General features: G+C 65.1%; 11 protein-coding genes. 4 read left to right on the top strand and 7 right to left on the bottom strand.

Annotated elements, in window-relative coordinates:
* Window positions 1-4 precede the first annotated feature (4 nt).
* Window positions 5-2,233 (bottom strand): beta-glucosidase, encoded by a 2,229-nt coding sequence (locus HDG33_RS09100; protein WP_184024467.1) that lies wholly within the window; start codon window positions 2,231-2,233, stop codon window positions 5-7.
* A 400-nt stretch (window positions 2,234-2,633) separates the two neighbouring features.
* On the opposite strand from HDG33_RS09100, the gene HDG33_RS09095 reads away from it, so the two are divergent.
* The 4 genes from HDG33_RS09095 (at window position 2,634) to HDG33_RS09080 (ending at window position 5,109) form a co-directional block, all read left to right on the top strand.
* Entirely contained in the window at window positions 2,634-3,221 is a 588-nt protein-coding gene (locus HDG33_RS09095; protein ID WP_184024464.1) for a helix-turn-helix domain-containing protein, read from the top strand.
* Window positions 3,218-3,745 carry a GNAT family N-acetyltransferase gene (locus tag HDG33_RS09090; RefSeq protein ID WP_184024461.1) on the top strand — a complete coding sequence of 176 codons (528 nt, stop codon included), beginning with the start codon at window positions 3,218-3,220 and terminating at the stop codon, window positions 3,743-3,745. The genes HDG33_RS09095 and HDG33_RS09090 overlap by 4 nt, the downstream gene beginning before the upstream one ends.
* 97 nt (window positions 3,746-3,842) lie before the next feature.
* Entirely contained in the window at window positions 3,843-4,298 is a 456-nt protein-coding gene (locus HDG33_RS09085; RefSeq protein ID WP_184024455.1) for a MarR family winged helix-turn-helix transcriptional regulator, read from the top strand.
* Between the two features lie 166 nt (window positions 4,299-4,464).
* Window positions 4,465-5,109, top strand: coding sequence for a trimeric intracellular cation channel family protein (locus HDG33_RS09080; protein ID WP_184024452.1), 645 nt, complete (start codon window positions 4,465-4,467; stop codon window positions 5,107-5,109).
* A 127-nt stretch (window positions 5,110-5,236) separates the two neighbouring features.
* On the opposite strand, the gene HDG33_RS09075 is transcribed toward HDG33_RS09080, so the two are convergent.
* The 6 genes from HDG33_RS09075 to HDG33_RS09050 all read right to left on the bottom strand — a co-directional run bounded on the left by HDG33_RS09075 (window position 5,237) and on the right by HDG33_RS09050 (window position 12,182).
* Window positions 5,237-6,205 (bottom strand): type II secretion system F family protein, encoded by a 969-nt coding sequence (locus HDG33_RS09075; RefSeq protein ID WP_184024449.1) that lies wholly within the window; start codon window positions 6,203-6,205, stop codon window positions 5,237-5,239.
* Between the two features lie 28 nt (window positions 6,206-6,233).
* A complete protein-coding gene (locus HDG33_RS09070) occupies window positions 6,234-7,211 on the bottom strand; it encodes a type II secretion system F family protein (protein WP_184024446.1) in 978 nt (325 codons plus the stop codon).
* Between the two features lie 52 nt (window positions 7,212-7,263).
* Complete coding sequence (locus HDG33_RS09065; RefSeq protein ID WP_184024443.1) at window positions 7,264-8,625, bottom strand: CpaF family protein; 1,362 nt, start codon at window positions 8,623-8,625, stop codon at window positions 7,264-7,266.
* A 39-nt stretch (window positions 8,626-8,664) separates the two neighbouring features.
* Window positions 8,665-9,876: an AAA family ATPase gene (locus HDG33_RS09060; protein ID WP_184024440.1), complete on the bottom strand. Its 1,212-nt coding sequence runs from the start codon at window positions 9,874-9,876 to the stop codon at window positions 8,665-8,667.
* A gap of 68 nt (window positions 9,877-9,944) precedes the next feature.
* Complete coding sequence (locus tag HDG33_RS09055) at window positions 9,945-10,247, bottom strand: hypothetical protein (protein ID WP_184024437.1); 303 nt, start codon at window positions 10,245-10,247, stop codon at window positions 9,945-9,947.
* A 21-nt stretch (window positions 10,248-10,268) separates the two neighbouring features.
* Window positions 10,269-12,182 (bottom strand): type II and III secretion system protein family protein, encoded by a 1,914-nt coding sequence (locus tag HDG33_RS09050; protein WP_184024431.1) that lies wholly within the window; start codon window positions 12,180-12,182, stop codon window positions 10,269-10,271.
* Between the last annotated feature and the right edge of the window lie 52 nt (window positions 12,183-12,234).

Raw genomic sequence — 12,234 nt, 5'->3', positions numbered from 1 at the left:
CTATTTAGCCGTGCCCCTGCAGACGGATGTCGCGCGACGATGCGCCGACGTACACCGAGCTGCCCGGCACATAGAGCCAACGGTTGCTCGTCGTATCCCACACGCTCTGCATGCGCTGCGTCACGACAACGTGCACACGACGCGATTCGCCCGGGTTCAGACCCACCTTGTCCCAGCCGACGAGACGCCGCGGCGGTTCACCCTGATACGGCACGCCGAGGTACACCTGCGGCACTTCCGCACCGGCGACGCGACCATCGTTACGCACGTTGAACGACACGTCGATCAGGCCGCCCGGCAGATGCTGAACCGACAGACCCGAGTATGCGAAGTGCGTGTACGACAGGCCATAGCCGAACTCGAACATCGGCGTGATGTTCTGCGAGTCGTACCAGCGATAGCCCATATCGAGCTTCTCGGCGTACACCGGGTTCGCCGCAAACGCGCCATTCGTGCCCCACGTCGGCGTATCCTGGTCGCGCACCGGGAACGTGACGGGCAGCTTGCCGGAAGGATTGACCTTGCCGAACAGCACGTTCGCAATCGCATTGCCGCCGCCTTCGCCCGGATACCATGCTTCGATGATCGCCGACACGCTATCCTTCCACGGCATCAGCACCGGGTTGCCGCTTTCGACAACGACGATCGTGTGCGGATTGGCCGCCGCAACCGCTTCGACGAGTGCATCCTGGTTGGTCGGATTCGCGAGGCCCAGGCTCGGCAGATCGCCGATATCCTCACCGGCCGGCTGCGCGACCACGACGATCGCGACGTCGGAGTTGGCCGCCAGCGTGGCCGCCTGGGTGATCTGCTGCTGCGTGTAGGCGGCAAACGGCGACTGCTGATCGCTGTTGCCGGCGAAGGTCACGGTGGCCTGCGGCGCGAGCGCCTTGATCGCCGACACGATCGGCGTATTCAATTTCAGCCACGGATTGGTCCACCAGCTGCAGCCCGTCTCCGTGCCGAACGTCAAGCCGCCGCAACCGGCGAACGCGCCCGTCACCGGATCGCGCGTGTTGCCTGAACCGCCGCCCGTCAGCACCGCCGCGTCGGCATGGCCGCCGATCACCGCGATACGCGACAGCGAACCAGCGGCGAGCGGCAACTGATTGCTGGCGTTCTTCAGCAGTACCATCGACTGCTCTTCGACCGACTGCGTGAAGGCTCTCGCGGCCGAGAAGTCGATGGTCGCGCCACCCTTCGGCGGATCGTCCATCACGCCCGTGCGGATCATCACATACAGCTTGCGCTCGACCATGTCGTCGAGGCGCGCGGTCGACACCGAGCCGTTCGCGATCGCCTGTTTGACCAGCGTGGGCGTCAGATAGACGGTCGAACCGACGTCTTCCTCCTCGTCGAGACCGGCATTGATCGCCGGTGCCGTGCTATGCGTCGCGCCCCAGTCCGACTGCACCTGACCTTCGAAGTGCCAGTCGTTCTTCAGCACGTCGTTGAGAATGTGCGGGTTCTCGCAGGCCTGGATGCCGTTGACCTCGTTGTAGCTGCACATCACGCTGCCGGGCTGCGCGCGGCGCGCGGCGATTTCGAACGGCAGCAGATAGAGCTCGCGCATCGTGCGCTCGTCGATCTGGCTATTGCCGCCGCCGCGGTTATGTTCCTGCTCGTTGCCCATGTAGTGCTTGATCGTCGCGATGACCTTCTGGCTTTGCGTGCCGTCGGTGCGCTCGGCGAGCATCTCGCCGGCAAGCACCGGATCTTCGCCGAGATACTCGAAGAGCCGGCCACCGCGTGGCTCACGCGCGAGGTTGGTGCCACCGCCGAGCCCCATGCCGAAGCCCTGCTGACGCAACTGGATCGCGATCTGCTTGCCGAAGTTCCACGACAGCGCGCGGTCCCAGCTCGCCGCTACCGCGAGCGTCGCCGGGAAGGTCGTCGATGGCTGGTTGGTGCTGCCCGAACCCGTGGCCGAGTCGACCATGTTCAGGTCGGGAATGCCGAGACGCGGCACGCCCTGAATGTAGCCCGCGCCGCCGCCCGGCACGGCGGACATCGCGTACTGCGAGTGAATGAACTGCAGCTTTTCGTCGATCGTCATCTTGTTGACGAGCGTTTCCGCGCGCCGATGCGCCGCGGCCGACGCGAACGCGTTCAGCACCGTCGACATGGGCGCGAAGTCGAGACCAGGAGTGGGGATGTCCGCGGGCGCAGCGGCATGCGCAGCGGCGCTCACGGCCGCCGCTATCGCGACGGCCGGCCATAGTTTCTTCTGCATAGGTGTCTCTCCGAAATTGTGCTTTTCTGGGGGCAACGGAGCGCGTCGGGGGATGGAAAACGGACGCGAAAACAGGCATGCAGCGATGACTGCAAACGTTTGCCTGTGGGAAGAAGAATCGGCGCAACTGGATGGGCTGTAGCGACTCTTCGTGGTGAGTAATGTAGGAATGTAGTCTGACTACAGCATCGGTATTTATACCAATACGTGTAATTTTATGCGTAATGGGGCGTAAGGCTTTTCCGACAGAGGCTAATTGAAAGTTAGCGAATCAAAGCGAATAAAGAGTCGGCAATTTTGTGCGGGTTTTTATTCAAATTGGTGAGTGGGCATTTGCGCATTGACAACAAAAAAGCCGCCGTCTAGTTTACTGGAAGCTGCATCCCTTAAACTGGATTAAATGGACATCAACGCCCTGATCGCGCGCCGGATCAAAGAACTGCGCGACGCTCAAAATTGGTCGCTCGATGCACTGGCCGAGCGCAGCAAAGTCAGCCGCTCGAATATCTCGCTGATCGAGCGCGGCCAGAGCAGCCCTACCGCGACCGTGCTCGACAAACTCGCGACCGCGTTGAACGTGCCGCTCGCGTCGCTATTCGAGCAGGATGGCGCGCCGGCTGCCGAGCCATCGCCGGTCAGTCGCGCGACCGAGCAGGCGGTGTGGACCGATCCGAGCTCGGGGTATGTGCGACGTCATCTGTCGCCGACCGCGCGCTCGGCGATCCAGTTGGTCGAGGTCAACTTTCCCGCCGGTCAGCGCGTCAGTTACGAAACCGGCGCGCGCGACGCGGACATTCATCAACAGGTGTGGATGCTCGACGGGTCGATGGAAATCACGGTCGGCGACACCAGCTGGCGGCTCAAGACCGGCGACTGCCTGGCGATGCGACTCGACAGCCCGATCGTGTTCCGTAACCCCACTCGCAAACGCGCGCGCTATCTCGTCGCGCTGACCACATCGCCAGTCAACGAACGGAGAAACGGATGAGCGATAACGTGACCATACGGCGCGTGGGCGCGAACGAAGCTTCGGCCTGCGTCGAAGCGCTCGCCGACGTGCTGATCGACTGCGTGGAAGGCGGAGCATCGGTCAGCTTCATGCTGCCGATCTCGCGTAACACGGCGCTCGCGTTCTGGCGCAACGTCGTGGAGAGCGTCGCGCGTGGCGAGCGCGTATTGCTGATCGCCGAAGATCACAGCGGCGATATCGTGGGCACCGTGCAGCTGATTACCGCGCAACCCGAAAATCAGCCACATCGCGCCGACGTCGCGAAGATGCTCGTGCACAGAAAAGCACGCCGGCGCGGCGTCGCGCACGCTCTGATGAGCGAACTCGATCGCATCGCGCGGGAAGAGAAGAAATCGGTTCTCGTGCTCGACACCGTAACCGGTGGCGATGCCGAACGGCTTTATCAGCGCGCCGGATGGCAACGCGTCGGCAGCGTGCCGAATTACGCGCTGATGCCCGACGGGGCGTTGTGCGCGACGACGTTCTATTGCAAACAGCTTTGACTGCGCAGGCCGTCCGCTCCGTGCAAGTATTTGAAAATTTCAACTACTTGCCTATAATGCCTGCACTGCGTATGACGGTCGACAGCGGAGCAATTTCTTGTACTCGGACTTCCTGACTTTCAGGCTCGACCTGACCAGCGCGTTGCTGATCAATCGCGCGAACATGGTCTACCGCGAGCGCTGGGATCTCGACGTGCGTGCGTTGCGCGTGCTGCGCCTCGTCTGCGCGGAGCCCGACATCACGCCCAAATCCGTTTCACAGCGCGCGCTGATCGAAAAAACGCTGCTTTCCAAAGTCCTCGCCGAGCTTGAAACGCGCGGCCTGATCACGCGCAACATGCATGCGTCGGACCGCCGCAGTATCGCGTTGCGTGCCACGGCGCACGGCCTCGAAGTCGCGCAGGCGTCCGAAGCGGTGGGCACCGAGCTCGAGGTCGAGCTTGCGAAGGCGCTCAGCGCGAACGAACGCAAAACGCTCGAACGTCTGCTTGGCAAGCTTTCGCACAGCCTGCTCGAAAGCGAGTCCGCAAGCGCGCCGCCTGCGCAATCCTGACAGACGGTCCGCATTCCGCCGCCTTCCCTGGCGTCCACGCCAACAAGGAGCCCTCCATGTCGAAGCTGATCGAAGCGATCTACAAAGACCTGTACGCGCACGCCGAACTGTCAATGCGGGCGCTGCGTACCGCGGGCATCGTCGCCGACCAGGTTGAAACCATTCAGTGAATTCACACGCCGTCTATACCATTCTCGATCTGATCGGCACCTTCGTGTTCGCGATCAGCGGCGCGGTCGCCGCGCGTCAACGACGGCTCGACCTGTTCGGCATCGTCGTGATCGCCTTCATGGTCGCGTGCGGCGGCGGCATCGTGCGCGACCTGTGCATCGGCGCGATCCCACCGGCCGGGCTGTCGAACTGGCGCTATCTGGCCACCGCGCTCGCCGCGTCGGCGGTGACGATTCTCGCGTATCCGCAGGTGCGCCGGCTGCGTCAGCCGGTGCTGTTCTTCGACGCGATCGGGCTCGGTCTGTTCGCGGTGTCGGGCGCGCAGAAAGCGCTCACGTACGGCCACAATGCCGAACTCGCGATTCTGCTCGGCGTCGTCAGCGCGGTGGGCGGCGGAGTGATGCGCGACGTCGTGCTCTCGCGCGTGCCCGCGATTCTCGAGCGCGAGATCTATGCGTCGGCCGCGCTGTTCGGCGCGGCGGTGCAGGTCGGTTTCTCGTATGCGGGCTGGACGGACTGGTGGACGCCGTGGTTCGCGACGTTGGCTTGCGTGTTGGTGCGGCTCGCGTCGCTGCGCTACGGCTGGCGGCTGCCGGTCTTCCAGGGCAGACGCACGGCCGAGACGCGCGACAATCCCTAACAGGTCCTGCGCGCTTCAGCTCGCGGTTTGCGCAATCAGCACCGCTGCCGCGCCACGTTGTCTCATGCGTTCCACCGGCTCTCTCCGTTCATTCCACATGTCGATCCGCTCACAACGAAGTGCGTGGTCATGCACCACCCGCCATGCTCGGCAGCAGATCGCGATAGATATGAATCATCGCGGGCCCCATCAGCACGACGAGCAGCGCCGGAAAAATGCAGAACATCAACGGAAACAGCAACTTCAGCGCGATCTTCGCGGCCCGCTCCTCGGCGCGCATCCGGCGCCGCGTGCGCAGCGTATCGGACAGCACACGCAGCGACGCGCCGATGCTGGTGCCGAAGCGCTCGGCCTGGATCAGCATCGCGCTGAACGAGTCGATGTCTTCCACACCGGTGCGCAGCGAAAAATTGCGCAGCGCCTTTTCCTTCGAGAAACCTGAACGCATTTCGAGCAGCATCAGTTCGAGCTCGCTCGCGACCACCGCGCTGCGAAGGCGGATTTCCTCGCCGACTTTCATCAGCGACGCATCGAGGCCCAGACCCGCTTCGACACACACGGTCAGCAGATCGAGCGCATCGGGAAAGTCCTCGACGATGCTGCGCTTGCGCGCTGCGATGCGGCGCGACAGCACGACGTTGGGCAGGTAGTAGCCGAGCGCGGCCAGCACGACCAGCACGATCGCGCGTTCGAGCAGCGAATTCGCGAACGACGAGCCGTACAGCGCGAGCATCGCCACGAGCGGCAACGTCAGCGCGAGCGCGGTCTTCGCGGCCAGATAGATCGGCGCGGCGTTGGCCGAGCGCCAGCCGGCGGTCATCAATTGCAGGCGCAGTGCGGATTGCTCCCAGCCGTCCTTCGGTACCGACAGCTTCGAGATCGGCTGCGAAATCTCGACGAGCTTTTCGTACCACGGCGTCTGCGCGGCGGCGTCGAGTTGCTCCGGCGCCGGGACGGCATTCGCACCGCCCGCCTGCTCGATACGGCGGCTCATGTCGCGCGGCGTGCTCAGATGCATCGCGCCGAACACGGCCGCGAAAACGATCGCGAATACGCCGGCAAGCAACAGAATCTGCGTGATGTTCAGTGTTTGCATGGTCCTTCTCCGATGACCTCTCGCCCGCTCAGACGCGAATCTTCACGATGTGCCGCATCCACAGAATGCCGAACAGCATGGCCACGCTCGCCACCGTGATCATCTTGACGCCCGCCGGGTCCTGCCACAGAACGTTCAGGAACCCGGGGTTGATCGCCATCATCGCGGCGCCGACGCCGAACGGCAGCAGGCCGAGCACCCACGCGGACATCTTGCCTTCGGCGGCGAGCACGCGAACCTTGTCGAATAGCTTGAAGCGGTCGCGGATCAGCGCGGTGATGCCGTCGAGCACTTCGGCGAGATTGCCGCCCGTCTCGCGCTGGATCACGACGGCGATCACGAAGTAACGCAGATCGCGAATCGGCACGCGCGTCGCGAGATTGGTCAGCGCCTCGCTGATCGACACGCCGTAGTTGATCTCGTCGAACACGATGCGGAACTCGCCGCTCATCGGCTCGGCGAACTCGGTGCCGACCATATCGATCGCGCCGGTGAACGCATGGCCCGAACGCAACGCGCGCGACAGCATGTCGCAAACGTCCGGCAGTTGCCGTTCGAGTTGACGGATGCGCCGGTTGCGCCGCCGCTGCACGTAGGCGATCGGCAGCAATGCGGACAGCGCCGCGGCGCCCGCGATGAAGACCCACGGCATCGCGAGGCTCGCGCCCGCCATCAGCACGAACGGCGGCCACACCGCGCAGGTGCCGACGAGTCGCCCGACCGACCACGATAGCCCCGACTGCTGCAGAAACAGATCGAGCGCGTGCACGCGCGGCATGCGCAGCAGCAGCCGCGTGAGCACCGCCGAGTCGGCCATCGTGCGCGTCTTCAGAATCGAAAGACGCTGCCTGCTCAACGCGCCGCCGGCGGATACCGCGCGAATCCGCGAATCGACGCGGCGCGCGACCGGGCCGTGCCGGCTGTTCCAATACTCGTAGACGCCGCTCGTCGCGAGCACCACGGCCGCGAACAGCAGGAGGATCGACGCGTAGAAAATCGGGCTCATGCAAGTCTCCTGAAACACCGGGCGAGCGGTTGGTGCGCGCTGCTCATACCTGTCATGTCGTTTCGAAGCGACGCGCCGGATCGTAGACCTGCTCCGACGGCGCCACGCCGAATGCCTGCAAGCGCTCGGCGAATTGGGGCCGCACGCCGGTCGCGCAGAAATGGCCGCGCACGTTGCCCTTCGTATCGACGCCGGAGCGGCGGAACACGAATATCTCCTGCATGTTGATCATGTCGCCCTCCATGCCGGTCAGCTCCGAAATGCTGACGATCTTGCGGCGGCCATCGGTCAGACGCGTGGCTTGCACGACCACCGAAATCGCCGACGAAATCTGCTGGCGCATCGTGCGCGTCGGCAGCGACAGGCCGCCGAGCGTCATCATGTTTTCGAGGCGCGTCAGCGCATCGCGCGGTGTGTTCGCGTGGATCGTCGACAGCGAGCCTTCGTGGCCGGTGTTCATCGCGTTCAGCATGTCGAGCGCTTCGGCGCCGCGCACCTCGCCCAGAATGATGCGGTCGGGCCGCATCCGCAGCGCGTTGCGCACCAGCGTGCGTTGTGTAATCTCGCCGCGTCCCTCGATGTTCGGCGAACGCGTCTCCAGCCGCAGCACATGTTGCTGGCGCAGTTGCAGCTCGGCCGCGTCCTCGATCGTGACGATGCGCTCGTCGCCCGGAATAAAGCCCGACAGCACGTTCAGCAGCGTGGTCTTGCCGCTGCCCGTGCCGCCCGACACGAGGATGTTCACCTTCGCGCGCGCGAGCGCATCGAGCACTTCGGCCATCGGCGGCGTCAGGCTCTGCAATTCAACCAGGTCGGCAACCTGCAACGGATTGGCGGCGAAACGGCGGATCGACAGCAACGGACCGTCGATCGCACAGGGCCGGATGATCGCGTTCACGCGCGAGCCGTCCGGCAAGCGCGCGTCGACCATCGGGCTCGATTCGTCGATATGGCGACCGACGCCGGAGACGATCTTCTCGATGACCTTCATCAGATGCGCGTCGTCGTAGAAGGTCACGTCGGTCGCTTCGAGACGGCCACGGCGCTCGACGTACGTATGACGATGCGTATTCACCAGAATGTCGGACACGGTCGGGTCGCGCAGCAGCACTTCGAGCGGACCGAAGCCGAACATTTCGTCGTGCACGTCGCCGACGAGTTGCCGGCGTTCGAGATCGTTGGCGGGCGCCTTCTGATCTTCGAGAATGCGCCCGATCAGCGTCGCGATCTCCTGGCGGACCTGCTCGGGCGGCAGGCGCGACAGCCGTTCGAGCTCGACGCGTTCGAGCACCGCCTGATGAATCTCGCGTTTCAGTTTCTGGTAGGCGCCGCGCAACATGCCGGCGCCCGCCGGGTCCTGGCGTTCGCCCAGCGGCTGCACGCGTTGCGCGGAAATCTGCTCACGAAGCGACATGACGTTCCCCTGTTCTGATCGTGTAGCGTTGGAGCACGGTTAAAGCGTTTCGAGTTTCGGCGACGGCTGGCGGCCCAGCAGCCGCCCGAACAGCGACTCGCCCTTCGCGCGCGAACGCCCCGGTTTGGTCGCGCGTGCCGCGATGTTTTCGGCGAGCGCCTGCAGGCTGCGCGCAACCCCGCTGCCGCGCGCCGTCTTCGACACCGGCAGTCCCTGATTCATCGCATCGGTCACCGTTTCGGCATCCTCGGGGATCACCTGATACGCGCTCATGCCGAGCACGGATTCGAGCGCCGCGCGCGGCCGCTCGCCGTGCCGTGTATAGCGGTTCAGGATCAGCCGCATCTGCTCCTGCGCGTAGCCGAGCGAGCAGAGAATCTCCTGCAGCCGGCGGCCGGCCCGCACGTGCGGCATGCTCGCCTGCAGCACGAGATGAATCTGGTCGCTGCGATCGAGCGCGAGCATCGACAGCTGGTTCAGCGTCTGGCCGAGATCGAACAGCACGAAGTCGTAATGCGGCGCAGCGACGCCGAGCAACCACTCGAGACGGTCTTCCTTGACCTCGGCCGCCTTCACCGGGTCGCCCGCGCCGGCGAGAATATGAAAGCTGTCGCTCACGTGCACGAGGCTCGTGTCGAAGAACGCGGCATCCATGCGTTCGATCTGCGCGCAGATTTGCGGCAACGTCGACGGCGGCGTCTGGTCGGAGACCAGAAACGCGGCATCCGCGAACTGCTGGTTCAGATCGATCAGCAAAACGCGCTTTTTCTGCGGCAGAGTCGCGATCGCATGCGCGACGTTCGCGGCGATGAAGCTGGTGCCGGCGCCGCCCTTGCACGACACGAACGACAGAATCCGCGTATCGCGCGTGCCGCCTTGCAGGCTCTGCGCCTGCGCACGCTGCAGCGCGTCGCCGAACTGGCGCGAATCGAGCGGCCAGTTCAGCACGTCGCGAAAGCCCGCGCGCATCGCGGCGATCAGCGTCTGCGGCGATGCGTCGGGAATCAGCAGGATGCAGGTGAGCCGCCCATGCTCGCGATGCAGGCGCTCCACCACCGCGAGCTCCGCATCCTTTAGCGACGCGGCGTCGACGATCAGCACGTCGAACGCGTCGAGCGTGTCGCCGCGTTCGCCGAGCAGCGACGGCGTGCCCATCGCGCGCGTGATCCGGTAGTCGCCGGCTTCGCCGCTCAGATGCGCGATCTGCGCGAGCCGTGCGCCGTCTTCAGAGAGAGCCAGGATGTTGATCATGATGTTCCCAACCGAGCTGCAGAATTAACCGGCGGACGGCGCGTCCGCCCCATGCGCCGCGTTCGCCATCACTGACTGCCGCCGCTGCTGCCGATACCCATCACGAACGGATTGAACGTCGTGACCGGCGTCTGGAACGACTTGTCGTACTGCTGCTGGGCGGCGACCGCGGCCTTGCCGTCGACGCCCGGTGTGGATGGCGTGTGCTCGCCCGCATGCGGATCGATGATCTGCATCTGCGTCACGGTGCGCACGGCGTCGCCGACGTGTGCGTCCCAGATCGGCGAGCTCGACATGCAGCCGCTCAACGAGCCGCCCAGCATCAGCAGCAACGCCGCGCGGCGCGGGATCAGAAGATGTTCGGATTTCATGAGAGTCTCCTTCGCGGCGCGTTACGGGTTGGGCTGTGCGGCCTTGATCGTCGGGTTGCCTGGGCTAACGGCGTCGGCTTTGGCGAGTGCGGGTTCGGCGTTGGTGTGCGCTTGCGCTGCCGACGCTGCCGTTGCTGTCGTTTTGTCCGGTGGCGGCACCGCCGCCGACGGTGCCGGCCGGTCCGCCTGGGTGTCACGCGGCAGCAGCGCGTCGGGCGCGGCCGAGCCTTCGGTCGGTGCCGGCGTCGGAACCGGTGCGGGCAACGCGGGTTGCGTTTGCGGTTGCGCGGGCATCTGCGGCGCATTCGGGTTCGCGGCGCCCGCTGCCTGCGCTGCGGGCCGGCGGCCTTCCATGTTGCCGGTCGCGTAGACCGTGCCGTCGGATACACCGGTGAAGCTATCGGTCGGCAGCGGATAGTCGCCCGCCGGCAGCGGCTTCACCAGATGCACGGTGACGATGAAGATCAGCTCCGTGCGATCCTGCTGGAACGACGTGCTGCGAAACAGCGCACCGAGCACCGGCACTTCGCCGATGCCGGGCAGCGCCTTCAGCGAGCCGGTGATGTTGTTCTGGATCAACCCGCCGATCGCGAAGCTCTCGCCGTCGTTCATCTGCACCGTCGTCGACGCGCGCCGCGTCGTGATCAGCGGCAGCACCGAGGTGTTGCCCGTGCCGCTCGCCGACACGGTGACGCCGGTCGGCGACAGTTCCGATACTTCCGGCGCGACCTTCAGATTCACGCGGCTGCCCGCGAGCACGGTCGGCGTGAATTTGAGGCCGACACCGAACTCTTCTTCCTGCAGCGTGATCGTCGAGCCGCCCGAGCCGTTGCTTTGCGACACCGGAATGAAGACCCGGCCGCCCGCGAGGAACGACGCTTCCTGGCCGCTCAGCGTGACGAGGTTCGGCTCCGCGAGAATCTTGCCGAGGCTGTCGCTCTTCTGCGCGTCGACGGCGATATTGAACGGCCTGTTGTTCGCCTTGCTCACCGCGATACCACTGCTGACACCGGCGAGCAGGCTGCTCACCAGCGCACCGGTCCACGAACCGAAGCCGCCCTGGATGTTGACCGCCGCGCCCAACTGATTGAGCAACGTCTTCGACACCTCGGCGACCTTTACTTCGAGCATCACTTGCTGCGGCGAATCGACCGTCATCATGTTGATGACTTCGGAACCCTTGCTAACACTCGAGCTTTGCTGCGAGATCGTGCCGCCGTTACCAAAGCTCGCGGTGCTCGCCTGGTCTTGCTGGGTGGGCTGCGCGCCTGCGTAAGCGCCGGCGATGGTCATCGCCTGCTGCGCAGCCTGCCCGCTCGACACGCGGCCCGCGAGCACGAGATTGCCGGCCGCGCTCGACACGCGAATGCCGCGCTCGTTCGGCAGCAATTGCGCGAGTGTGCGTTGCAGCCCTTCGGCATCGACGCCGACGCTCACGTCGATGATCTGGCATGCGCCGCTGCGGCCCTGCACGATCATGTTCGTGGTGCCGACGCTCATGCCGACCACGTACAGCGTGCGCTGCGACACGAGCGTCGCCTGCGCGACGACCGGATTGCCGAGCGTGCGGTTGCGCGCGGCCTCGACGAGCGGCACCAGAATCGACTTGCCGACCGCCACCGACACGCTCGATTCGTCGCGAATCTCGCCGGTGCAGTTCGGCCCGGTCAGCTGCGCGGGGGCGACCACCCTGCCGCTCGTCGCGCCGGTCGGCATCGGCGTGTTGCTGACCAGCATCGGCACGGCGCCCCGGCCGACCGGCAGCGGCGCTGTCTGCGCACCCCAGCCCGGCGGCATTTGCACGGCGGCCATCGTTTGTGCCGCGCTGTCGTGCGCGGCCGTCAGTCCGGCGCATAGCGCGGCGGCGAGCACCGTGCCGCCGAGCGAGCGGCAATGCTTGCCGCCACCGGATGAGAACCGTTGTTGTGTTTTCATGTTGCTGCCCCCGTCGCTCGATAGGTGTGAACCGAGACGTCTTTTGATTGCC

Origin of the sequence: Paraburkholderia sp. Cpub6, assembly GCF_014201065.1 — a bacterium.
In the GTDB taxonomy this organism is placed as follows: Bacteria; Pseudomonadota; Gammaproteobacteria; order Burkholderiales; family Burkholderiaceae; genus Paraburkholderia; species Paraburkholderia tuberum.
This window is presented reverse-complemented; position numbering and strand designations above follow the sequence as displayed.

Bases quoted from the DNA above. Each gene is read 5' to 3' on its own strand.
- HDG33_RS09060 (WP_184024440.1), bottom strand. From the start codon at position 9,876: ATGATCAACATCCTGGCTCTCTCTGAAGACGGCGCACGGCTCGCGCAG.
- HDG33_RS09050 (WP_184024431.1), bottom strand. From the start codon at position 12,182: ATGAAAACACAACAACGGTTCTCATCCGGTGGCGGCAAGCATTGCCGC.
- HDG33_RS09095 (WP_184024464.1), top strand. From the start codon at position 2,634: ATGGACATCAACGCCCTGATCGCGCGCCGGATCAAAGAACTGCGCGAC.
- HDG33_RS09100 (WP_184024467.1), bottom strand. From the start codon at position 2,233: ATGCAGAAGAAACTATGGCCGGCCGTCGCGATAGCGGCGGCCGTGAGC.
- HDG33_RS09055 (WP_184024437.1), bottom strand. From the start codon at position 10,247: ATGAAATCCGAACATCTTCTGATCCCGCGCCGCGCGGCGTTGCTGCTG.
- HDG33_RS09090 (WP_184024461.1), top strand. From the start codon at position 3,218: ATGAGCGATAACGTGACCATACGGCGCGTGGGCGCGAACGAAGCTTCG.
- HDG33_RS09070 (WP_184024446.1), bottom strand. From the start codon at position 7,211: ATGAGCCCGATTTTCTACGCGTCGATCCTCCTGCTGTTCGCGGCCGTG.
- HDG33_RS09075 (WP_184024449.1), bottom strand. From the start codon at position 6,205: ATGCAAACACTGAACATCACGCAGATTCTGTTGCTTGCCGGCGTATTC.
- HDG33_RS09065 (WP_184024443.1), bottom strand. From the start codon at position 8,625: ATGTCGCTTCGTGAGCAGATTTCCGCGCAACGCGTGCAGCCGCTGGGC.